Here is a 22,096-nt window from a genome sequence, read left to right on the forward strand (position 1 = left end):
AGGCTCCCTCCCGCCCTACAGTGCCTCCCCTCCACAGCCGCCTGAAAAGGAGCTACACCGTGAAGGGATTCATTCTGTTTGCTGCCCTTGCAGCCCCCATCGCCGCACAGGCCTGCCAACCCGCCACCGACGCCGACATCGCCGCACTGTTCGACCGCTGGAACGCCGCCCTGGCCACCGGCGACCCCGCCAAGGTCGCAGCCATCTATCAGGCTGACGCCGTGCTGTTGCCTACCCAGTCCAACCAAGTACGCCTGACCACCGCCGAGCGTGAGGACTACTTCGCCCACTTTTTGGCGAACAAACCGAGTGGGCGGATCGTGAGCCGCAGCATCCAGACTCGCTGCGACAGTGCGGTGGATGCAGGCATTTACGAATTCACCTTCGCCGCCACCGGTGAACAGGTACAGGCCCGGTATAGCTACACCTGGAACTGGGATGGGGAACAATGGTTGATCGGCAGCCATCATTCATCGGTGATGCCGCAGGGGTAACCACAATCGAGCGCCATGCGCCAAAGGCTAAGACCTCGATCCATCAGGCCATGGCACGTTGCAACGAATGTGGGACCGGGCTCTGCCCGGGAAGCGCCGCGCGGGCGGCGCGCGATCTCAAGCCCGCCACACCGCCCAAGACATGCACCTGGAACGTACACCGCTCCCCCCACAGGGGATTGCGTCAGGGCCACCAGGCGCATGTCTTGGTTGTGTGGCGCGCTTGAAATCGAGCGCCGCCCGCGCGGCGCTTCCCGAGGTTCCCTCGGTCCCACATTTTGTTGCAACGTACCATGGCCTGTCAGATTGCCGCCGCCAGCTTTTTGCGCCAGTCGAGAGCCCCCTGCGGGTCGTTTCTAGAAATTTTATTCTAACCCCACCCCACCCACCGCCCCGCTCTAGATCAAGCCTTCCAGCCCCACCACCCGCCCCCTGGCCATCACTCTGCCCCTCCGTCAGTCGCGCCATGACCACAGAGTCCGATTTTTTTCCTACACTCAAAACTCAGCCCGCACACCGCTCGGAAGTTGCGCCTGAAAAAAGTCGAAACTTCCGAAACCGCGGTAGGTCAGGTTAAAGGTAGGCCGTGAATCTGGATGTTCACTGCAACGGCCAACCCACCCCACTCCGTCAATTCGCCAATCGGCCGGATCGCCGTTTGGCGCTGCGCTTGCGCGCTTGGCACTGGGGTTGCTGGTTCAAAAATCAGGTGCTTGCCACATATGCATTAATGCACGGGAGAGAACGATGATCAGTGCCGCTGTCGAAACCCAGGGAGAGCGTTTTAATCAGCAGGAGAGCGAGCCGACCGAGTTGGCGCAGATCGCTTCGACGGGCAAGGTACTGCAGGCCGATTCCAGGCATAACCCCAACCGCCAGAAAGTGCTGTTCGTGACATCGGAGATCGCCGACCTGGTCAAGACCGGCGGCCTGGGCGACGTGTCCCAGGCGCTGCCGCGCGCCATGAGCCCCTTGCATGACGTCCGGGTGTTGATTCCCGGCTACCCGCAGGTGCTCAACAGTGACAACCCCATCCACATCGTCGGAGACCTGGGCGGCCACGCAGCCCTGCCGCCGTGCAAGATCGGGCGTATGGACCTTGCCGATGGCCTGGTCATCTACGTATTGATCTGCCCCGAGCTGTACGAGCGCGATGGCACCCCTTATGGCGCCAACAACGGCCGCGACTGGCCGGACAACCACATCCGCTTCGCCCGCCTGGGCCTGGCCGCCGCCGACATCGCGGCAGGCCTCGGCATGGTGCACTGGAAGCCCGATCTGGTGCACGCCCACGACTGGCCCGCGGGCATGGCCCCCGCCTACATGCACTGGCGCGGCCTGAGCACCCCTACCCTGTTCACCATCCACAACCTGGCCTACCAGGGCGTGGTCAGCCGTGCCTGCTGCCCCGAGCTGGGCGTGCCCGAGCATGCGCTGCAACAGGAAGGCATGGAGTTCTACGGCAAGCTGTCGTTCCTCAAGGCCGGCATGGCCTACTCCAGCCACATCACCACGGTCAGTGCTACCTACGCCGAGGAAATCACCACCCCGGAATTCGGCTGCGGCCTGGACGGTTTCCTGGGCAGCAAGCAGTACCAGGGCCTGCTCAGCGGCATCCCCAACGGCATCGACGACACCTGGGACTCGGCTACCGACTCGCACCTGGTGTGCCCGTTCAGCCTCAACGACTGGGAAGGCAAGAAGGTCAACGCCGACCACGTGCGTGAACTGTTCGAACTGGACGATTCGGACGGCCCCCTGTTCGCCGTGGTCTCGCGCCTGGTGTACCAGAAAGGCCTGGACCTGACCCAGGGCGTGGCCGAGTACATCGTCAATCAAGGCGGCCAGATCGCAATCATTGGCCGTGGCGAGCCCGAAGAAGAACAGGCCATGCGCGAGCTGGCCCAACGCTTCCCCGGCAAGATCAGCGTGCGCATCGGCTTCAACGAAACCGACGCCCGGCGCATGTTTGCCGGCAGCGACTTCCTGCTGATGCCGTCGCGCTACGAGCCCTGCGGCCTGAGCCAAATGTACGCGCAACGCTACGGCTCACTGCCGGTGGCGCGCAACACCGGCGGCCTGGCCGACACCATCGAGGACGGCGTCACCGGGTTCCTGTTCAACGAGTCGACCGTGGCCAGCTACGAAGAGGCCCTGAGCCGGGCCTTCTACGTGTTCAGCAAACCCGACCTGCTCAACGCCATGCGCTGCCTGTCCATGACCCAGCCGTTCAACTGGAGCCAGGCAGTGGAACCCTATGCCAAACTTTACGAGGAACTCGTGAGCAAATCGGTGGCCGTATCGGGAAGACACTGAGCGAAGAGGTCCACCGATGCCGCACCCTACGTCTGACACCTGGTCCCATGGCGCACACCTGCTGGACTCGGGCCTCACACGCTTTGCGCTGTGGGCGCCCGATGCCTTCCACGTCAGCGTGGAACTGGACAACGGCCAGTCCATCCCCATGCTGTTGCAGGACGATGGCTGGTACGTGATCAAGGCGGCCTGCCCCCCGGGCACCGCCTACCGCTATCAGATCGACGGCGATGTGCTGGTCCCGGACCCCGCGTCCCGGGCTCAGCAAGGCGATGTCCACGGCCCCAGCCTGGTGGTCGACCCCAACGCCTACCACTGGCAGTTCCCCGAATGGCAAGGCCGGCCCTGGCACGAGGCAGTGATCTACGAGCTGCACGTAGGCGTGCTGGGTGGTTTTGCTGCCGTGGAGAAGCAACTGGCGCGCCTGGCCGAGCTGGGTATCACCGCCATCGAGTTGATGCCGCTGGCCCAGGTGCCGGGCGAGCGCAACTGGGGCTACGACGGCGTGCTGCCGTATGCGCCGCAGTCCTCCTACGGTACCCCGGACCAGCTCAAGCACCTGATCGACTGCGCCCACGGCCATGGTTTGATGGTGATCCTGGACGTGGTGTACAACCACTTCGGCCCCGACGGCAATTACCTGGGGCGCTACGCCAAGGGTTTCTTCCGTCACGACCAGAAGACACCCTGGGGCGATGCCATCGATTTTCGCCGCCCGCAGGTGCGCGATTTCTTTATCGACAACGCCCTGATGTGGCTGCTGGAGTACCGCTTCGACGGCCTGCGCTTCGACGCGGTGCACGCCATCGAAGACCCCGATTTCCTCAAGCAGATGGCCGCGCGCATTCGCCAGCAGATCGACGGCCCGCGCCAGGTGTGGCTGACCCTGGAGAACGAGCTGAACCAGGCGCACCTGCTGGAAGAAGGCTACGACGCCCAGTGGAACGATGACGGCCACAACGCCCTGCACGTGTTGCTGACCGGCGAAACCGAGGCCTACTACAGCGACTTCAGCGAACAGCCCACGGAAAAACTCGCGCGTTGCCTGAGCGAAGGCTTCATCTACCAGGGTGAACGCAACCGCCATGGCGAGCCCCGCGGCGAACCCAGCGGCCACCTGCCACCCAACGCCTTTGTGCTGTTTTTGCAGAACCACGACCAGATCGGCAACCGCGCCTTCGGCGAACGCCTGTCCAGCCTGTGCAGCACCGATGCCCTGCGCGCCGCCACCACATTGTTGCTGCTGTCGCCCATGGTGCCGCTGCTGTTCATGGGTGACGAAGGCGCAGCCAGCGAGCCGTTCCTGTTTTTTACCGACTTCCATGGCGAGCTGGCAGAAGCGGTGCGCAATGGCCGGCGCAGCGAATTCGCCGCCTTTGCCGCGTTCGCCGACGCCGAGCAGCGCGCACGCATTCCCGACCCCAATGCCCGCGACACGTTCGACGCCTCACGCCCACGCTTCCCCGAGCCGGATGAGCCATGGGCCGAGCTGTACCGCACGCTGCTGCAACTGCGCCATCGCCACCTTACCCCGCACCTGACCGGCAGCCGCTCGCTGGGCGCCCAGGTGCTGGGCACCGGCGCCCTGCACGCGCGCTGGCAACTCAACGACGGCAGCGAGCTGCGCATCGACCTCAACCTCAGCGACACGGCGGTGGACACCGCCCTGCCGGACATCCGCCACCGCCTGTTCGACAGCCGCCTGGAGACGGTCGACAACCCGCCAACCCACGCTTTGCCCCCCTATAGCGCCCTGGTCAGCCTGACCCCTGCCGGAGATGATGCATGAGTGATGAGCGACTGCGGACATTGGCGCAACACGCCGGCCTGGCCGTGCAGTGGATCGACGCCAACGGACGGCCACAAACGGTAGCCGACCCGGTACTGCGCAAGGTATTGGCCGGCCTCGGCCACCCCGCCGACACGGCCGAACAGGTGCAAGCCAGCCTGGACGAACTGAACCAGGTCAAGCGTGACACGCACCTGCCGCCCCTGCTGACCGCCGACCAGGGTCACGCGCTGAGCCTGGGCCATTACTTCGCGCCGCACACCCCGTGCCAGGTGCACCTGGAAGACGGCGCCACCCTGGACCTGCGCCTGGATGCCCACGCCGCCCTGCCCGGCCTGTTGCCGGTGGGCTATCAGGATGTGCACATCGACGGCCAACAGTTCACCCTGGCCGTGGCGCCCGGACGCTGCTACAGCGTCGGCGACGCCTTGGGCGAAGCGGCACCGCGCGCCTGGGGCCTGAGCGTGCAGCTGTACAGCCTGCGCCGCGAAGGCGATGGCGGCTTCGGCGATACCCTGGCCCTGGAAGCTTTCGCGCGCAGCGCCGGCGAGCGCGGCTGCGACGCCGTGGCCATCAGCCCCATGCATGCCATGTTCAGCAGCGACGCACACCGCTACAGCCCTTATTCCCCGTCCAGCCGGCTGTTCCTCAACTGCCTGTACGCCGCCCCCGGCGCCATCCTCGGCGAGCGCGCCGTGCGCGTGGCCCTGGATGACGCCGGCCTGGGTGACACCCTGGCGCACCTGGAGCAACTGCCGCTGGTGGACTGGCCCGCCGCCACCGACGCCAAGCTGCGCCTGTTGCGCAGCCTCTACGACGGCTTCGCCCACGGCGACCATCCGCTGACCGCCGATTTCGCCAGCTTCCGCCACGCCGGTGGCGAAGCCCTGGAAAACCACTGCCGCTTCGAGGCCCTGCAAGCCGACTGCGCCGCCCGTGAAGCCAGCCAGGACTGGCGCCAGTGGCCCGCCGAATGGCACGACCCGCGCAGCCCGGAAATCGCCGCCTTCGCCTTGGAACACGCCGACGAAGTCAGCTTCTACGCCTTCTGCCAATGGCTGGTGGCACGCAGCCTTGCGCGCGCGCAAAACGCCGCCAAGAGCAGCGGCATGCGCATCGGCCTGATCGCCGACCTGGCCGTGGGCGCCGACGGTGCCGGCAGCCAGGCCTGGAGCCGCCAGGACGAATTGCTGGCCGACCTCACCGTCGGCGCACCGCCCGACATTCTCAACCGCAGCGGCCAGGGCTGGGGCATCTCCGCCTTCGCCCCCGAAGGCCTGGTGCGCAACGGCTTCCGCGCCTTCATCGAAATGCTGCGGGCCAACTTCGCCCACGCCGGCGGCCTGCGCATCGATCACGTGATGGGCCTGCAACGCCTGTGGGTGATCCCCATGGGCTCACCGCCCAGCGAAGGCGCCTACCTCAATTACCCCATCGACGACATGCTGCGCCTGCTGACCCTCGAATCCCATCGCCACCAGGCCATTGTCCTGGGTGAAGACCTGGGCACCGTGCCCGACGGCCTGCGCGAAAAACTGGTGGCCAGGCACATGCTGGGCATGCGCGTGCTGATGTTCGAACAAGCCCACCCAGGGCAGTTTCATCCCGTACTGAACTGGCCCGACAACGCCCTGGCGACCAGCACCACCCACGACCTGCCCACCTTGCACGGCTGGTGGAAGGCCCGTGACATCGACTGGAACCACAAGCTCAACCTGATCGACGAACACACCGAGCACCAGTGGCGCGAAACCCGCGAGCACGAACGCCGCGGCCTGCGCCACGTGCTGGCCCAGGACAGTCAGAACTTTGTCGAAGCCGGTGAGGAAACCGACCAGGTCATCGACGCCTGCGTGCGTTTCCTCGGCCACACCCGCGCCCCCTTGGTGCTGTTGCCGCTGGAGGACGCGCTGGGCGTGGAGGAACAACCCAACCTGCCCGGCACCATCGACAGCCACCCCAATTGGCGCCGGCGTTTCAACGGTGACAGCCAGACCCTGCTGGACGACGAAGACGCCGCGCGGCGCCTGGAGCTGCTGGCCTGCGCCCGCCAACAAGCCACAGAGCGTGATCGATGAAGCCCATGACCGGCAGCGTACGGCTGCAGTTTCACAAGGATTTCACCCTGGACGATGCAGTGGCGCGGGTGCCGTATTTCAAGCAGCTGGGCATCAGCCACATTTACGCATCCCCCATCCTCAAGGCCCGCCCGGGCTCCATGCACGGTTACGACGTGGTCGACCCCACGCGCATCAACCCCGAGTTGGGTGGCGAGCCAGCCCTGCGCCGGCTGGTGCAGACACTGCGCGAACATGACATGGGCCTGGTGCTGGACATCGTCTCCAACCACATGGCCGTGGGCGGTGGCCACAACCCTTGGTGGCTGGACCTGCTGGAATGGGGGCGACGCAGCCCCTACGCCGAGTTCTTCGACATCCAGTGGCACTCCCCCGATCCACTGCTGGAAGGTCAGTTGCTGCTGCCGTTCCTGGGCAACGACTATGGCGCGTGCCTGCAAGCTGGCGAGATCCCGCTGCGCCTGGACGCCAGCACCGGACAGCTGTACGTGGAGCACTACGAGCACCGTTTCCCCCTCTCGCCGCCCGATTACGCCGACGTGCTCACCCCGGCCACCGACCCGGTGCTGAGCAGGCTGGGCGGCCGCTTCGGCGCCCTGGAGCAAGACCCGCACGCCTACGACAAGGCCGTCGAGTTGCGCGCCGAACTGGCCGCCCTCAGCCACAACGACGACTGGGCCGGCTTGCTGCAACGCTTCGACAGCACCACGCCCGAAGGCTTCCAACGCCTGCACCGGCTGCTGGAGAAACAGCACTACCGCCTGGCCAGCTGGCGCACTGCGGCCGATGACATCAACTGGCGGCGCTTCTTCGATGTCAACGAACTGGGTGGCCTGCGCGTGGAGCGTGCCGCCGTGTTCGACGCCACCCACGCGAAGATTTTCGAGCTGGTGGAACAGGGCCTGATCGACGGCCTGCGCATCGACCATGTGGACGGCCTGGCCGACCCGCGCGGCTACTGCCGCAAACTGCGCCGCCGGGTCGACGGCCTGCTGGCGGCTCGTCCGCCAGAGGCGGCGCTGACGCACTTCCCCATCTACGTCGAGAAGATCCTCGGCGCCGACGAACAACTGCATCGCGACTGGCAGGTGGACGGCACCACCGGCTACGAATTCATGAACCAGGTCTCGAGCCTGCAACACGACCCGGCGGGCGCCGAGCCGCTGGCCGAGCTGTGGAGCAACCTCAGCGGCCGCCCCGCGGTGTTCGAGGAAGAGGCCCACGCCGCCCGCCACCTGGTGATCAACGGCACCCTGGCCGGTGACTTTGAGTCCGTGGCCCAGGCGCTGCTGCAGGTGGCCCGTGGCGACGTGATGAGCCGCGACCTGACCCTGGGCGCCATCCGCCGTGCCCTGCAGGCGCTGGTGGTGCACTACCCGGTGTACCGCACCTACATCAGCGCCTGTGGCCGCCCTGCCGAGGACGAAGGCTTTTTCCAGCAGGCGCTGGAAGGTGCGCGCAACAGCCTCAGCGAAGCCGACTGGCCAGTGCTGGACTACCTGGCCCGTTGGCTGGGTGGCGAGCCATGGCGGCAGATGCCGCCAGGCCGCCCGCGCAAACTGCTGCGCCACGCCTGCGTGCGCTTCCAGCAACTGACCTCGCCCACGGCGGCCAAGGCGGTGGAAGACACCGCGTTCTATCGCTCGGCGGTGCTGCTGTCGCGCAACGACGTAGGCTTCGATGCCGAACACTTCAGCGCCCCGCCCCAAGTGTTCCACGACGCCTGCGCCCAGCGCCTGGCGCACTTCCCCGACAACCTTTTGGCCACCGCCACCCATGACCACAAGCGTGGCGAGGACACCCGCGCGCGCCTGGCCGTGCTCAGTGAACGCAGCAGTTGGTACCCCGGCCGGGTCAACCACTGGCAGGAGCTGGCCGAGCCGCTGCGCAGCCGCGTGGGCGACAGCGACGCACCGTCCCCCGGCGATGAGCTGATCCTGTTCCAGGCCCTGCTGGGCAGTTGGCCGCTGGACCTTGCCAGCGACGACGCCGAGGGCTTGGGTGCCTACGCCGAGCGCCTCTACCAGTGGCAACAGAAAGCCCTGCGCGAAGCCAAGCTGGCCAGCAGTTGGAGCGCCCCCAACGAGCCTTACGAACAGGCCTGCAAGGCCTACCTGGAAAAGCTGCTGCTGGACCCGCAGTGTCAGCAACTGCGCACCTCGCTGGCCACCGCGGTGCAACGCATCAGCGTTGCCGGTGCCCTCAACAGCTTGGTGCAGACCCTGTTGCGCATGACCGTGCCGGGCATCCCCGACCTGTACCAGGGCGCCGAATTCTGGGACCTGAGCCTGGTGGACCCGGACAACCGCCGCCCGGTGGACTACGCTGCCCGTGAGCAGGCCTTGCAGGCAACGCTGAGCCCGGCGCAGCTGTTGGCCGACTGGCACAACGGCTACCTCAAGCAGCAACTGATTGCCCGCACCCTGCGCCGCCGCGCCGAACAGGTCGCACTGTTCGCCCGCGGCACCTATGAACCCTTGCCCGTGCTGGGCGATGAGGCCGACCGTGTGTTGGCCTTCGCTCGAATCCATGCTGACGAACTGGCCATCGTCATCGTGCCACGACTGGCCAGCGACCTGTTGGGGGACGCCCCCAGCCCGCTTATAGAGGCACAAAAGTGGGGAGACACCCGCATCGTGCTACCTTCTAAACTCACTCTGCCTACATTAAAGGGACTTTTTTCAGACGTGGCAGTCACACCCAATAAGGAACTGTGGCTGAACGCTGCGCTGAAGGATTTTCCCGTCAATCTCTTAGTACAAAGTGACTTGTGATCAGGAGCGTTGAAATGAGTGCCGACGACAAACGTATACGCGAATTCGCCTACCAGATATGGGAATCGGAGGGCAAACCCGAGGGGCATGAAGAACGCCATTGGGAGATGGCCCGCAAGCTGGCCGAAGCCGAAGCCCTGGCCCCCACCAAACCGGGCAAGGCCAAGCCGGCCACCAAGCCCAAGACGGCGGCTACCGCCCCGGTGCCAGGCAAGGACAAGCCTGCGCCAGTCGCCAAGTCGACACCGCCCAAGCCAGCCGCCGCTGCGGCGCCCAAGCCCAAGGCCGCCACCGCGCCCAAGCCTGCGGCCGACAAGAAGCCGCCACGCCCGACCGCGAAAAAGCCGCCGGCCAGCTGATTACCGCAACGCTCCCGGCCCCCTGACAGCGCCCGCGCGCTGCCAGGGAGACCGTGCGTTCACCACCTCAACGCCCCCTTTACCGGCTGACCGTGCCGGGACGGATCGCTATCGCCCTGATTTAGCAGTGCAAGGAACTTTCCATGACCCGCCAAAAGAAATTCACCCCCGCCCCTGGTACCGATCCATCGCGCATCCGTGAAGGCCTGCCCTTCCCGCTGGGCGCCACCTGGGACGGCCTGGGGGTCAACTTTGCATTGTTCTCCGCCAACGCCACCAAGGTTGAACTGTGCCTGTTCGACTCCACCGGCGAGACGGAGCTTGAGCGCATCGAGCTGCCCGAATACACCGACGAAATCTTCCACGGCTACCTGCCCGACGCCCACCCGGGGCTGACCTACGGCTACCGTGTGTACGGCCCGTACGACCCGGAAAACGGCCACCGTTTCAACCACAACAAGCTGCTGATCGACCCCTACGCCAAGCAGATGGTGGGCCAGCTGAAATGGTCCGAGGCGCTGTTCGGCTACACCATCGGCCACCCCGACGGTGACCTCAGCTTCGACGAACGCGACAGCGCGCCGTTCGTGCCCAAGTGCCGGGTGATCGACCCGGCCTACACCTGGGGCCGCGACCAGCGCGTCAACGTGCCGTGGGACAAGACCATCTTCTACGAGACCCACGTGCGCGGCATCAGCATGCGCCACCCTTCGGTACCGGAGGACGTGCGCGGCACCTTCGCCGGCCTGATGGTGCCCGACGTGGTGGAGCACATCCGCAAGCTGGGGGTGACCTCCATCGAGCTGCTGCCCATTCACGGGTTCGTCAACGACCAGCACCTGCTGCAAAAAGGCCTGAACAATTACTGGGGCTACAACAGCATCACCTTCTTCGCCCCGCACCCGCGCTACCTGGCCAACGGCAAGATCGCCGAGTTCAAGGAAATGGTTGCGCACCTGCACGACGCCGGCCTGGAGGTGATTCTGGACGTGGTCTACAACCACACCGCCGAGGGCAACGAGCAGGGCCCCACCCTGTCCATGCGCGGTATCGACAACGCCAGCTACTACCGGCTGATGCCCGACAACAAGCGCTTCTACATCAACGATTCGGGGACCGGCAACACCCTGGACCTGAGCCACCCCTGCGTGCTGCAGATGGTCACCGACTCGCTGCGCTACTGGGCCACCGAGATGCACGTGGACGGTTTCCGCTTCGACCTGGCAACGATCCTGGGCCGTTATCACGAAGGTTTCGACGAGCGTCACAGCTTCCTGGTGGCCTGCCGCCAGGACCCGGTGCTGCGCCAGGTCAAGCTGATCGCCGAGCCCTGGGACTGCGGCCCCGGCGGCTATCAGGTGGGCGGTTTCGCCCCCGGCTGGGCCGAGTGGAACGACCGTTTCCGCGACACCACCCGCGCGTTCTGGAAAGGCGATGACGGCCAACTGGCCGATTTCGCCGGGCGCCTGACCGGTTCCGGCGAGCTGTTCAACCAGCGGGGGCGGCGGCCGTATACCTCGGTGAACTTCATCACCGCCCACGACGGTTTCACCTTGCGTGACCTGGTGTCCTACAACGACAAGCACAACGAAGAGAACGACGAGAACAACCAGGACGGCAGCAACAACAACCTCAGCTGGAACCACGGCGTGGAAGGCCCCACCGACGACCGCGAGATCGTCGAACTGCGCCTGCGGCAGATGCGCAACTTCATGGCCACCTTGCTGTTCTCCCAGGGCACGCCGATGATCGTCGCCGGTGACGAGTTCGCCCGCACCCAGAACGGCAACAACAACGCCTACTGCCAGGACAGCGAGATCGGCTGGGTCAACTGGGACCTGGACGAGGACGGCAAGGGCCTGTTGCGTTTCGTACGCCGCTTGATCCGCCTGCGCATGTCCTACCCCATCCTGCGCCGCAACCGCTTTTTGGTCGGCACCTACAACGAGGACATTGGCGTCAAGGACGTCACCTGGCTGGCCCCCGACGCCAGCGAGATGACCACCGAGCAATGGCACGACAGCCACGGACGCTGTCTGGGCATGCTGCTGGACGGCCGCGCACAGCCCAGCGGCATCCGCAAGCCGGGGGCCGACGCCACCTTGCTGCTGATCGTCAACGCCCACCATGACGTGGTCAATTTCGTGCTGCCCGAGGTGCCCGAAGGCCAATACTGGACCTGCCTGGTGGACACCAACCGCCCTGAACTGCGCGATCACGAACCGTTGCCCTTCGGCAGTGATTTCCTGGTCACCGGCCGCTCGCTGCTGCTGTTCGAACTGCACCGGGACGTCGAGGAATGAACCGGGTGCTGGCGGCCACACTAAAGCGGCCGGCGGCCGGCTACCCGGACGTGGCCGCCGTGCACGCGCAGTTGCAGGCCCTGGTGGCCGACGGCCTCGATCAATTGCCGCTGCCCGGCAGCGGCCGCACCCTGGAGCGCTGGCGGGCATTGGCGGTAGTCGGTGGGCATGACCTGGGCCTGTGCAAGCTGTATGAAGGCCACACCGATGCCCTGGCCATCATGGCCGAACTGGCCAGCGTACGGCCGCCGGTGGACAGCACCTGGGGCATGTGGGCGGCCGAGCCGCCCAGCGCCCGCCTCAGCGTGCGTCAGCAGCAGGGCGTCGCCTGGCTGGACGGCCGCAAGGCCTGGTGTTCGGGCGCCAGCCAGCTCAGCCATGCATTGCTCACCGCCTGGGATGAACACGGCCAGCAGCAACTGGTGGCCGTGGCCCTGGACCAGCCGGGGGTGACGGTGACCGAGCTGGGCTGGGAGGCCGTGGGCATGGCGGCCACCGCCAGCGTCGAAGTGGTGTTCGAGCAGGCGGAAGGCACACGGGTGGGGGAACCGGGGCAGTACCTGGAGCGCCCCGGCTTCTGGCAGGGCGGCATCGGCATCGCCGCCTGCTGGTACGGCGCCGCCCAGCAGTTGGCCCAGCGTCTGCACGGCCACTGCCTGCAACGTGACGAGCCTTACGCCCTCGCCCACCTTGGCGCCGTGGATGCGGCCCTGTGCGCCATGCGCGCGGTGCTGCAGCAGGCAGCGGCCAGCGTCGAGGCCGATCCCGTTGCCGATTGCCAATGGCTGGCACGGCGCGTGCGCGCCGTCATCGAACAAGGCTGCGAACAGATCCTGACCCACGTGGGCCATGCGCTGGGCGCCAGCCCGTATTGCAAGGATGCTCATTTTGCACGGCTGGCCGCCGACTTGCCGGTGTTCCTGCGCCAGAGCCACGCCGAGCGTGACCTGGCCGCCCTCGGCGACCTGGCCCGGCACGCGCTGCCACAGGAGTGGAACCTATGAAAGCCAATCCCATTGTCGGCCACGGCACCCCCGTGGAGGCCTGGCGCAGTTGCCCGTTGCTGGCGCAACTGCCGCGGGTGGAAGTCGACCGCCTGGTGCCCACCGGCACCCGTGCGGTGATCGTCGCGCCGCACCCGGACGATGAAGTGCTGGGCAGCGGCGGCCTGTTGCAGCACCTGATCGCCCTGGGTCGGCCAGTGTTGCTGATCGCCGTCACCGACGGCACCGCCAGCCACCCCGGCTCCCAGCGTTGGCCGGTGGATCGGTTGAGCAACGAGCGCCCGCGCGAAAGTGCCGAGGCCCTTCGCCGGCTGGGCGCCGACCCGCAGCAATTGACCTGGCTGCGCGTCGGCCTGCCGGACAGTCAGGTGCCCGCCGCCCAGGCGCGCCTGCAAGCCTTTCTGCAAGCACACCTGCATCCTGACGACGTGGTGTTTGCCACCTGGAGCGAAGACGGCCACTGCGACCACGAAGCCGTGGGCCGCGCCAGCCGCGCCGCCGCCGAGGCGGTGGGCGCCTGTGTGCATGAACTGCCGATCTGGACCTGGCACTGGGCCCGTCCACAGGATCCGCGCGTGCCCTGGCAACGCGCGCGCAAGATCGCCCTGAGCCCGGCCATGGTCGCGCGCAAGCGCCACGCCGCATTGGCGTTCGTCAGCCAACTGGAGGGCGACCCCGCTGCCGGGCTGGCACCGGTGTTGTCGTCACGGGTACTGGAGCGCCTGCTGCAACCCTTCGAAGTGGTGTTCCTGTGAGCGTGGATGACGCGGTGTTCGAGCGCCTGTTCGACGGCAACGACGACCCCTGGGCCATGCACCAGCGCTGGTACGAACAGCGCAAACGCGCCCTGCTGCTGGCCTGCCTGCCGCGTGCGCGGTATGGGAGCGTGTTCGAGCCTGGCTGCGCGAATGGGGCGACCAGCCTGGCGCTGGCGGGGCGGTGTGAGCGGTTGTTGTGTTGCGACACCAATGAGCGGGCGGTGGCGTTGACCCGTGCGCAGTTGGCGGATGTGCCCCATGCGCGGGTCGAACAATGGCGGCTGCCGGCGCAGTTTCCGAGCGAACGCTTTGAACTGATTGTGCTTAATGAGCTGTGCTATTACCTGGATGCCGGCGATCTGACGGCATTAATCAGCGCCTGTCGCCAAAGCCTGGCGGACAATGGTCAGTTGCTGGCCTGCCATTGGCGTGCGGCCATTGACGGCTGCACGCTGGACGGTGACGCAGTGCACGGGCGACTCGCGGCTGAACTGGGCATGGCATCGCTGGTGCAGCATCGGGAAGCAGACTTTGCGCTGGACCTGTGGAGCCGCGATGCGCGGTCCGTGGCCGAACACGAAGGCCTGCGTTAACAAACCCTGTAGCCGCTGCCGCCAGGCTGCGCTGGCCGGGGTGACCCCTGAAAATCTCCAGCGACGCACAGGGCCAGCGCAGCCTGCGGCAGCGGCTACGTGCACATGCTTACATATGGGGGGAACCGAGGGTGCGTGGTGTCGGTCCCAACCAATAACCCCACCCGATTCAAGGAGCGAACGTGACCGCCGACCCCACCGGCCAGGCCAGCCGCAACCGCACCCCCGAGCACCCGCTGGCGGTGCACCGCATGCGCATCCTGACCGTGAACACACACAAGGGCTTCACCGCCTTCAACCGCCGCTTCATCCTGCCCGAACTGCGCGAGGCCGTGCGCAGCACCGGCGCCGACCTGGTGTTCCTGCAGGAGGTGCTGGGCGAACACGACCGTCACGCCGAGCGGCATCACAATTGGCCGACCATGTCGCAGTACGAATTCCTCGCCGACAGCATGTGGAGCGACTACGCCTACGGCCGCAACGCCGTGTACCCCGACGGCCACCACGGCAACGCGGTGCTGTCCAAATACCCGATCCTGCGTTACCGCAACCTCGACGTGTCCATCACCGGCCCCGAGCGTCGCGGCCTGCTGCATTGCGTGTTGCAGGTGCCGGGGCATGACGAAGTGCACGCGATCTGCGTGCACCTGTCGCTGCTGGAAAGCCACCGTCAACAGCAACTGGGGCTGTTGCGGCAACTGCTCGACTCCCTGCCCGAGGATGCACCGGTGATCATCGCCGGCGACTTCAATGACTGGAAGCTGCAGGGCAATGCCACCCTCACCCGCGCCAAAGACCTGCATGAAGCCTTCGAACAGCATCACGGCACCCTGGCGCGGACCTACCCTGCGCGCTTCCCCCTGCTGCGCCTGGACCGGGTCTACCTGCGCAACGCCACCAGCCATGCGCCGGTTATTCTGGGAAACAAGCCCTGGACCCATCTGTCCGATCATCTGCCGCTGACGGTGGAAGTGCACCTGTAGGGATTGTTTTGGAATAGCGCGGGTGTCTGGATAGACGCCCGCGCACTTAAGCGATGCAATTGCGGCTGTTTTTCAACCACTTGTTGACGCTAATTAGCCTGCTAAGCAAAACCACCGGTTTCTTGACGCATGGCGCTGCCTCTCCTTAGCTTCACTTAACACAACACAACAAAAAAACACCGACCCAGGCCTCTGCCCCGCGCCTTTCAGCGCGATCGGGCAAGCCTGGGCCGCTGGCTTCGGCCGCCCTCGATGCGATGCACCAGGCGTACTCCCCTGCCAGGCCTACAACACAGGAGATACGCCATGCACACCCTTGCCGCTCGTTTCACCTACGCCGCCTGCGCCTCACTGCTACTGGTGCTTCCGGCCAAAACCAGCGCCGCTGACACCCAAGACCCCCTCGGCCCACTGGTGCTGAGCAACCGCGCGTTCACCGGCAACGGCGCGGCCAACCCGCCCGGCAACGTCGGCCAATTCACCGTGGTCGCCAAGACCCTGGGCGTGGCCTGGAGCGTCAGCTCACAGGTGCAGGACAGCGGCCGCCCCGACAACGCGCGGGCCATGGCCGTGGCCCTGGGCGGCACCGTGGCCTTTGTGCTGGGTGAGAACTGGTCGTTCGAGCCCCAGGCGCAGTTGATCAACCAGCAGTTGATGCCCGGCGTCGGCCAGGGGCCGCGCCTGTTGAGCGATGACAATCAGCCCAGTTGGAGCGGCCGGGTGGGGGCGCGGTTGTCGGGGCACTATCAACTGGGCAGCACATCGGTGGAGCCCTTTGTGCGCACCAGCCTGACGTACAGTTTCAGCAACGACGCCCCCATCGCCCTGGCCCAGGTGGACAAGATCAACAGCGGCCGCAACGCCTCCAGCATCGAAGTGGGGTTGGGGCTGGTGGCCAGGATGACGCCGACGTTGAGCTTCTTCGTGACGGCCGACTACAGCAGCCCCAGTGACCAGAATGATTTGAATGGGCTGATTGGGGATTTGGGGGTGAAGATGTTGTGGTAGACGGGCGGAGACCGCGTTGCGTCCATCGCGACCAAGGTCGGCTCCTACCTCGATTGGCGTAGGAGCCGGCCTTGGCCGCGATGGGGTCGACGCTAGGACACCTGCGGACGCAGGATCAGCACCGCCAGCGGCGGCAGGTTCAGCGACAGCGACAGCGGCTGGCCATGGCTAGTGATCGCCTCGGTCGGCACGCCACCGCCATTGCCGTAGTTGGACCCGGCATAGATCTCGGCATCACTGTTGAGCACTTCCTCCCAGCGCTCGGCAAACGGCACGCCTATGCGGTAGCCCTCGCGCGGCACGGGGGTGAAGTTGGCCACCACCAGCAGCGGCTCGCCGCTCTTGCTCCAGCGCAACCAGGCAAACACGCTGTTGGCCGAGTCATCGCCAATCAGCCACTGGAAGCCCTGAGGCACGCAGTCCTGCTCATGCAATGCCGGCAGGTCGCGGTACAGGCGGTTGAGGTCGCTCACCAGTTTCTGCACACCCAAGTGCTCGGTGTACTTGAGCAGGTACCAGTCCAGCTCGCTGTCGTGGTTCCACTCACGCCACTGGCCGAACTCGCAGCCCATGAACAGCAGCTTCTTGCCCGGGTGCGCCCACATGAACGTCAGGTAGGCGCGCAAGTTGGCAAATTTCTGCCAGCGGTCCCCAGGCATCTTGTCGATCAGCGAGTGCTTGCCGTGCACCACTTCGTCATGGGAGATGGGCAGGATGAAGTGCTCGGAGTAGGCATAGATCAGCCCGAAGCTCATCTCGTTATGGTGATGGGTGCGGTGGATCGGGTCGTTCTGGATGTAGTGCAGGGTGTCGTGCATCCAGCCCATGTTCCACTTGTAGGCAAAGCCCAGGCCGCCCTGCTGGGTAGGCTGACTCACGCCTGGCCACGCCGTGGACTCTTCGGCGATCACCAGCGCACCCGGTGCTTCCAGCGCCACCACGTCGTTGAGGTGACGCAGGAAGTCGATAGCCTCCAGGTTCTCGCGGCCGCCGTAGCGGTTGGGAATCCATTCGCCGGCCTTGCGCGAATAGTCGCGGTACAACATCGACGCCACGGCATCCACGCGCAGGCCGTCGATGTGGAAGTGCTTGAGCCAGTGCAGCGCCGAGGCCAGCATGAAGCCGTGCACCTCGGTACGCCCCAGGTTGTAGATCAGCGTGTCCCAGTCCTGGTGGAAGCCTTCCAGCGGGTTGTCGTATTCGTACAGCGCGGTGCCGTCGAAGCGCGCCAGGCCGTGGGTGTCGGTAGGGAAATGCGCCGGCACCCAGTCCAGGATCACGCCGATGCCGCCCTTGTGACAGGCGTCGATAAACGCGGCGAAATCCTCGGGCGAACCGTAGCGTGCCGACGGCGCGAATTGCGACAGCGGCTGGTAGCCCCAGGAGCCGCCGAAGGGGTGTTCCATGATCGGCATCAGCTCGATATGGGTGAAACCCAGCTGCTGCACGTATGGCACCAGGCGGTCGGCCAGTTCACGCCAGTTGTAGGCGCGTAACTCGCCTTCTTCGTTGACCTCGCACTGCCACGAGCCCACGTGCAGCTCGTAGATCGACAACGGCTTGTTGACCCCGTGATGCTCGCCACGGGCCTGCATCCACTGCTCGTCGCCCCACTGATAGCTCAGGGGCCTTGCGACCTTGGAAGCGGTGGACGGCGGCAACTCGGTGCTCAAGGCCAAGGGGTCTGCCTTGAGCGGCAGCACACCCTCTTGTCCCAGCACCTCGTATTTATAGGTCTCGCCGGGCTGCAGGCGCGGAACGAAAATCTCCCACACCCCGGAAGGATGACGCAGGCGCATCGGATGGCGGCGGCCGTCCCAGATGTTGAAGTCACCGACCACCGACACCCGCCGGGCATTGGGCGCCCATACCGAGAAGCGCACGCCCTCGACGCCGTCGACGGTCACGCACTGGGCGCCCAGGGCGCTGCTCAGGTCGCGGTGATTGCCCTCGGCGAACAGGTACAAGTCCATCTCACCCAACAGCTCGCCAAAGCTGTAGGGGTCTTCGCTGACCTGCTCGCCGCCGGCCCACTGCACCTTGAGCAGGTACGGACGCTGATCGGGGAACTGGCCCACGAACAAACCCGGTACTTCGCCCTGTTCCAGGGTGCCACGGATTTCCTGGCTTTCCTTATCCAGCACTTGCACGTTGAGGGCGTTAGGCAGATACGCGCGAATATATTGCCCACCCGCACCGTCGGGGTGCGGGCCCAGTACCGCGAACGGGTCGCGGTGGTCGGCACGGATCAGCGCCTCGATGTCCGCCTTGGGCGGAAAAGCCCCGACCTTGCCCTGTTCCTTGTGCGCGTTCATTTGACTACTCTCCCCTGGTACTCAGTAACCCGAATAGCCCATGCAAAGGCACGGCCAGCCAGCTCGGGCGATTTTCGGCTTCGTATGCGATTTCGTAGCAAGCCTTCTCCAGGCTGAACAGCTCGAGCGCGGCGCGTTCGCCGTCGGCGTCCTGCCAGGCGTGGGCCAGGCTTGCGGTGGCCAACCCGTAGGCCTCGATAAAGGCGTGGCGGGCTTCATGCAAATAGCGTTTGGCGACGCGCTGGCGGGCCTGTTCGGCTTCCACCGAATCGTCCACTTCCTCGGCGCCGCGCATGGCCATGGCCGCAGCGTAGTCGAACGAGCGCAACACGCCACTGACGTCCTTGTAGGGGCTGTATTTGCCCCGCCGCTCTTCCAGCGGCCGCGCCGGTTCGCCTTCAAAGTCGATGATGTAGGCGTCGCCCTGCACCACCAGCACCTGGCCCAGGTGCAAGTCGCCATGCACGCGCATGATCAGCCCGCCCACGGCCTGCTGGCTGAGGGTAGCGATGTGCGACAGCAGGGATTCGCGCTGCTTGAGCAGGTCGTCTACCAGGCCGCGATCGTCTTCGATCAATTCGTCGTAATGCTGTTCCAGCAACTTCAACGCCCGCTCCAGCTGAGCGCTGACACTGGCATTCCAGGCTTGGCCATCGGAGGTACGGCTGGGGCTGGCCTTGAAGTCGGGGTTGTCGGTGGGCGCAGCCAGCACCTGGTGCATCTCGCCCAGCCGCTGGCCCAGCAAACCGGCGAAATCCGCCAGTTCGCCCAGGGCGTTATAGTGCTGCTCCTGCTCGGACCGGCCCCTGGCCATCTCGTCGCGGATGGCCCGCTCCAGGTTGTTCTGGGTCCAAGCCCAGGCGTCGCCCTGGTTGTTCAGATAGCCCTGGGCGATCATCAGCAGGTGCGGCACGCCCTCGGCGTCCACGCGGCTGACCGAGCCCAGCAAGGGCGAGATATTGGCGAAGCCGGCGGCTGTCAGGTACGCGCCCATTTCCAGCTCAGGGTGCACGCCGCCACTGACCTTGCGGATCATCTTCAACACCATGCTGCCGCCCACCACCACCGAGCTGTTGGACTGTTCGGCAGACAGGTAGCGAATCTCCGGTTCGGCCGGCAGGTTCAGACGGGCCAACTCCGGGGTCGGCACAAAGCCGATCTCGCCCTCGTCGCACGGCACCACGGTACGATCCACCAGCCCCTGGACCACCGCGCGGATAAAGCTTTCCAACACGAAGGCATCGGTGATCAAGCCGACCTGGCGATTGCGCCGTACCCGCGACACCGCCAACTGATGCGGCAAGGCGCTGCTGGGCTGGTCATCGCCCAACAGGCCGAACGGGAACTGATAACGGCTGACGGTATCGCCGCTGCGCACTTCGATTTCACTGAGCAGCACCGGCGCTGTGGGCGTGCCGAAGCGTACGCCGTAGGCAATGCGAACCTGATCGATGGCGGTATCCTTGCCGGCGAACCAGCGGCGTTTGGGCAGGTATTGCGGCAGCGCGCTGGTCTCCAGGCTGCTGCGCGACGGTTCTTCCAATAGCTCTTCCATACGTTTTTTCAACACCAGGGTGAGGAAATCGGGCAACGGCTGCGCAGGTTCCACATGCCAGCTGGGCATCTGCGCGGCGGACGCCAACAGGAACCAGTAGAAACCATAAGGTGGCAGCGTCAGCAGAAAGTTCAGTTGGCCGATGGGCGGGAACGCACTGCCACCCAGCATCTCCACCGGCACCATGCCGGCATACTGGGACAGGTCCAGTTCGGCTGCCTGGGCGGCGCGCGAGACGTTGGCCACGCACAGGATCAGTTCGGTCTTGCCGTCGGGGCCGGTGTACTCGCGGATATAGGCCAGGATGCGCCGGTTGCTGGGCGACAGCATCTTCAGCGTGCCGCGGCCGAAGGCCTTTTGCTGCTTGCGCACGGCCAGCAGGCGGCGGTGCCAGTTGAGCAGCGAGTGCGGGTCGTTGGACTGGGTCTCGACGTTTACCGACTGGTAACCGTACAGCGGGTCCATGATCGGCGGCAGCACCAGGCTGGCCGGGTCGGCGCGGGAAAACCCGCCGTTGCGGTCGATGGACCACTGCATAGGCGTGCGCACGCCGTCGCGGTCGCCCAGGTAGATATTGTCGCCCATGCCGATTTCGTCGCCGTAATACAGGGTGGGCGTGCCGGGCATGGACAGCAGCAGGCTGTTGAGCAGTTCGATGCGTCGGCGGTCACGCTCCAGCAGCGGCGCCAGGCGACGGCGGATACCCAGATTGATGCGGGCGCGGCGGTCGGCGGCGTAGTAGTTCCACAGGTAGTCGCGCTCGCGGTCGGTGACCATTTCCAGGGTCAGCTCATCGTGGTTGCGCAGGAAGATCGCCCACTGGCAGTTGCGCGGGATCTCCGGGGTCTGGCGCAGAATGTCGGTGATGGGGAAGCGGTCTTCCTGGGCCACGGCCATGTACATGCGCGGCATCAGCGGGAAGTGGAAGGCCATGTGGCATTCATCGCCGTCGTCGCCCTTCACGTCGCCGAAGTACAGCTGGGTGTCCTCCGGCCACTGGTTGGCCTCGGCCAGCAGCATGCGGTCGGGGTAATTGGCATCGATCTCGGCGCGGATCTGCTTGAGCACCTGGTGCGTCTCGGGCAGGTTCTCGTTGTTGGTGCCGTCGCGTTCGATCAGGTACGGGATGGCGTCCAGGCGCAGGCCGTCGATGCCCATGTCCAGCCAGTAGCGCATCACCCCCAGCACCGCTTTCATCACCTGCGGGTTGTCGAAATTGAGGTCCGGCTGGTGGGAGTAAAAGCGGTGCCAGAAGTACTGGCCGGCCACCGGGTCCCAGGTCCAGTTGGACTTTTCGGTGTCGAGGAAGATGATGCGTGTGCCGTCGTACTTTTGGTCGGTGTCGGACCACACGTAGAAGTCCCGCGCCCGCGAACCCGGCTTGGCGCGGCGGGCGCGCTGGAACCACGGGTGCTGGTCGGAGGTGTGGTTGATGACCAGTTCAGTGATCACCCGCAGGCCGCGCTTGTGCGCTTCGGTGATGAAACGCCGGGCGTCGGCCATGGTGCCATAGTCGGCGCTGACCGCCTTGTACTCGGCAATGTCATAGCCATCGTCGCGGCGCGGCGAGGGATAGAACGGCAGCAGCCAGATGGTGTTCACACCCAACTCGGCGATGTAGTCGAGCTTGTCGATCAGGCCGGGGAAATCACCGATGCCGTCGTTGTTGGAGTCGAAAAACGACTTCACGTGCACCTGATAGATCACCGCATCCTTGTACCACAGGGGGTCGTTGATGAACGCGGCGCTGCGGGCTTTCTTGGCCAT

General features: G+C 65.6%; 14 protein-coding genes. 12 read left to right on the forward strand and 2 right to left on the reverse strand.

Features of this window, described 5'->3' with window-relative positions:
- Window positions 1-59: 59 nt before the first annotated feature.
- The 12 genes from ACZ9GA_RS18790 (at window position 60) to ACZ9GA_RS18845 (ending at window position 16,459) form a co-directional block, all read left to right on the forward strand.
- Complete coding sequence (locus ACZ9GA_RS18790) at window positions 60-494, forward strand: SgcJ/EcaC family oxidoreductase (protein WP_457361275.1); 435 nt, start codon at window positions 60-62, stop codon at window positions 492-494.
- Between the two features lie 747 nt (window positions 495-1,241).
- Window positions 1,242-2,810 carry a glycogen synthase GlgA gene (glgA, locus tag ACZ9GA_RS18795; RefSeq protein ID WP_457361274.1) on the forward strand — a complete coding sequence of 523 codons (1,569 nt, stop codon included), beginning with the start codon at window positions 1,242-1,244 and terminating at the stop codon, window positions 2,808-2,810.
- Window positions 2,811-2,826: 16 nt separating this feature from the next.
- Complete coding sequence (treZ, locus tag ACZ9GA_RS18800; protein WP_457361273.1) at window positions 2,827-4,599, forward strand: malto-oligosyltrehalose trehalohydrolase; 1,773 nt, start codon at window positions 2,827-2,829, stop codon at window positions 4,597-4,599.
- Window positions 4,596-6,677 (forward strand): 4-alpha-glucanotransferase, encoded by a 2,082-nt coding sequence (gene malQ / locus ACZ9GA_RS18805; RefSeq protein ID WP_457361272.1) that lies wholly within the window; start codon window positions 4,596-4,598, stop codon window positions 6,675-6,677. The genes treZ and malQ overlap by 4 nt, the downstream gene beginning before the upstream one ends.
- Entirely contained in the window at window positions 6,674-9,451 is a 2,778-nt protein-coding gene (locus ACZ9GA_RS18810) for a malto-oligosyltrehalose synthase (protein WP_457361271.1), read from the forward strand. The genes malQ and ACZ9GA_RS18810 overlap by 4 nt, the downstream gene beginning before the upstream one ends.
- 14 nt (window positions 9,452-9,465) lie before the next feature.
- Window positions 9,466-9,810 (forward strand): DUF2934 domain-containing protein, encoded by a 345-nt coding sequence (locus ACZ9GA_RS18815; RefSeq protein ID WP_455925981.1) that lies wholly within the window; start codon window positions 9,466-9,468, stop codon window positions 9,808-9,810.
- Window positions 9,811-9,953: 143 nt separating this feature from the next.
- Window positions 9,954-12,113, forward strand: coding sequence for a glycogen debranching protein GlgX (gene glgX, locus ACZ9GA_RS18820; RefSeq protein WP_457361270.1), 2,160 nt, complete (start codon window positions 9,954-9,956; stop codon window positions 12,111-12,113).
- Window positions 12,110-13,117 carry an acyl-CoA dehydrogenase gene (locus tag ACZ9GA_RS18825; protein ID WP_457361269.1) on the forward strand — a complete coding sequence of 336 codons (1,008 nt, stop codon included), beginning with the start codon at window positions 12,110-12,112 and terminating at the stop codon, window positions 13,115-13,117. Before glgX ends, ACZ9GA_RS18825 begins: the two co-directional genes overlap by 4 nt.
- The gene (locus tag ACZ9GA_RS18830) at window positions 13,114-13,872 is read left to right on the forward strand and encodes a PIG-L deacetylase family protein (protein WP_457361268.1); all 759 of its coding nucleotides are present in this window, start codon (window positions 13,114-13,116) and stop codon (window positions 13,870-13,872) included. The genes ACZ9GA_RS18825 and ACZ9GA_RS18830 overlap by 4 nt, the downstream gene beginning before the upstream one ends.
- Window positions 13,869-14,468, forward strand: a complete 600-nt coding sequence (locus ACZ9GA_RS18835) for a class I SAM-dependent methyltransferase (protein ID WP_457361267.1) — start codon at window positions 13,869-13,871, stop codon at window positions 14,466-14,468. Before ACZ9GA_RS18830 ends, ACZ9GA_RS18835 begins: the two co-directional genes overlap by 4 nt.
- Window positions 14,469-14,719: 251 nt before the next feature.
- Entirely contained in the window at window positions 14,720-15,451 is a 732-nt protein-coding gene (locus tag ACZ9GA_RS18840; RefSeq protein WP_457361266.1) for an endonuclease/exonuclease/phosphatase family protein, read from the forward strand.
- Window positions 15,452-15,757: 306 nt separating this feature from the next.
- Entirely contained in the window at window positions 15,758-16,459 is a 702-nt protein-coding gene (locus ACZ9GA_RS18845) for an autotransporter domain-containing protein (protein ID WP_457361265.1), read from the forward strand.
- A gap of 92 nt (window positions 16,460-16,551) precedes the next feature.
- Here the strand turns inward: ACZ9GA_RS18845 and glgB are convergent, their stop codons facing one another.
- Window positions 16,552-18,774: a 1,4-alpha-glucan branching protein GlgB gene (glgB, locus tag ACZ9GA_RS18850; protein ID WP_457361264.1), complete on the reverse strand. Its 2,223-nt coding sequence runs from the start codon at window positions 18,772-18,774 to the stop codon at window positions 16,552-16,554.
- A gap of 4 nt (window positions 18,775-18,778) precedes the next feature.
- Window positions 18,779-22,096, reverse strand: a complete 3,318-nt coding sequence (gene treS, locus ACZ9GA_RS18855) for a maltose alpha-D-glucosyltransferase (protein WP_457361263.1) — start codon at window positions 22,094-22,096, stop codon at window positions 18,779-18,781.

This window comes from Pseudomonas sp. TE3644, assembly GCF_056278815.1.

Excerpts from the sequence above, each read along its gene's own strand:
- glgA (WP_457361274.1), top strand. The coding sequence starts at position 1,242 with ATGATCAGTGCCGCTGTCGAAACCCAGGGAGAGCGTTTTAATCAGCAG.
- treZ (WP_457361273.1), top strand. The coding sequence starts at position 2,827 with ATGCCGCACCCTACGTCTGACACCTGGTCCCATGGCGCACACCTGCTG.
- malQ (WP_457361272.1), top strand. The coding sequence starts at position 4,596 with ATGAGTGATGAGCGACTGCGGACATTGGCGCAACACGCCGGCCTGGCC.
- ACZ9GA_RS18810 (WP_457361271.1), top strand. The coding sequence starts at position 6,674 with ATGAAGCCCATGACCGGCAGCGTACGGCTGCAGTTTCACAAGGATTTC.
- ACZ9GA_RS18815 (WP_455925981.1), top strand. The coding sequence starts at position 9,466 with ATGAGTGCCGACGACAAACGTATACGCGAATTCGCCTACCAGATATGG.
- glgX (WP_457361270.1), top strand. The coding sequence starts at position 9,954 with ATGACCCGCCAAAAGAAATTCACCCCCGCCCCTGGTACCGATCCATCG.
- ACZ9GA_RS18825 (WP_457361269.1), top strand. The coding sequence starts at position 12,110 with ATGAACCGGGTGCTGGCGGCCACACTAAAGCGGCCGGCGGCCGGCTAC.
- ACZ9GA_RS18830 (WP_457361268.1), top strand. The coding sequence starts at position 13,114 with ATGAAAGCCAATCCCATTGTCGGCCACGGCACCCCCGTGGAGGCCTGG.
- ACZ9GA_RS18840 (WP_457361266.1), top strand. The coding sequence starts at position 14,720 with ATGCGCATCCTGACCGTGAACACACACAAGGGCTTCACCGCCTTCAAC.
- ACZ9GA_RS18845 (WP_457361265.1), top strand. The coding sequence starts at position 15,758 with ATGCACACCCTTGCCGCTCGTTTCACCTACGCCGCCTGCGCCTCACTG.
- glgB (WP_457361264.1), bottom strand. The coding sequence starts at position 18,774 with ATGAACGCGCACAAGGAACAGGGCAAGGTCGGGGCTTTTCCGCCCAAG.
- treS (WP_457361263.1), bottom strand. The coding sequence starts at position 22,096 with ATGGCCAAGAAAGCCCGCAGCGCCGCGTTCATCAACGACCCCCTGTGG.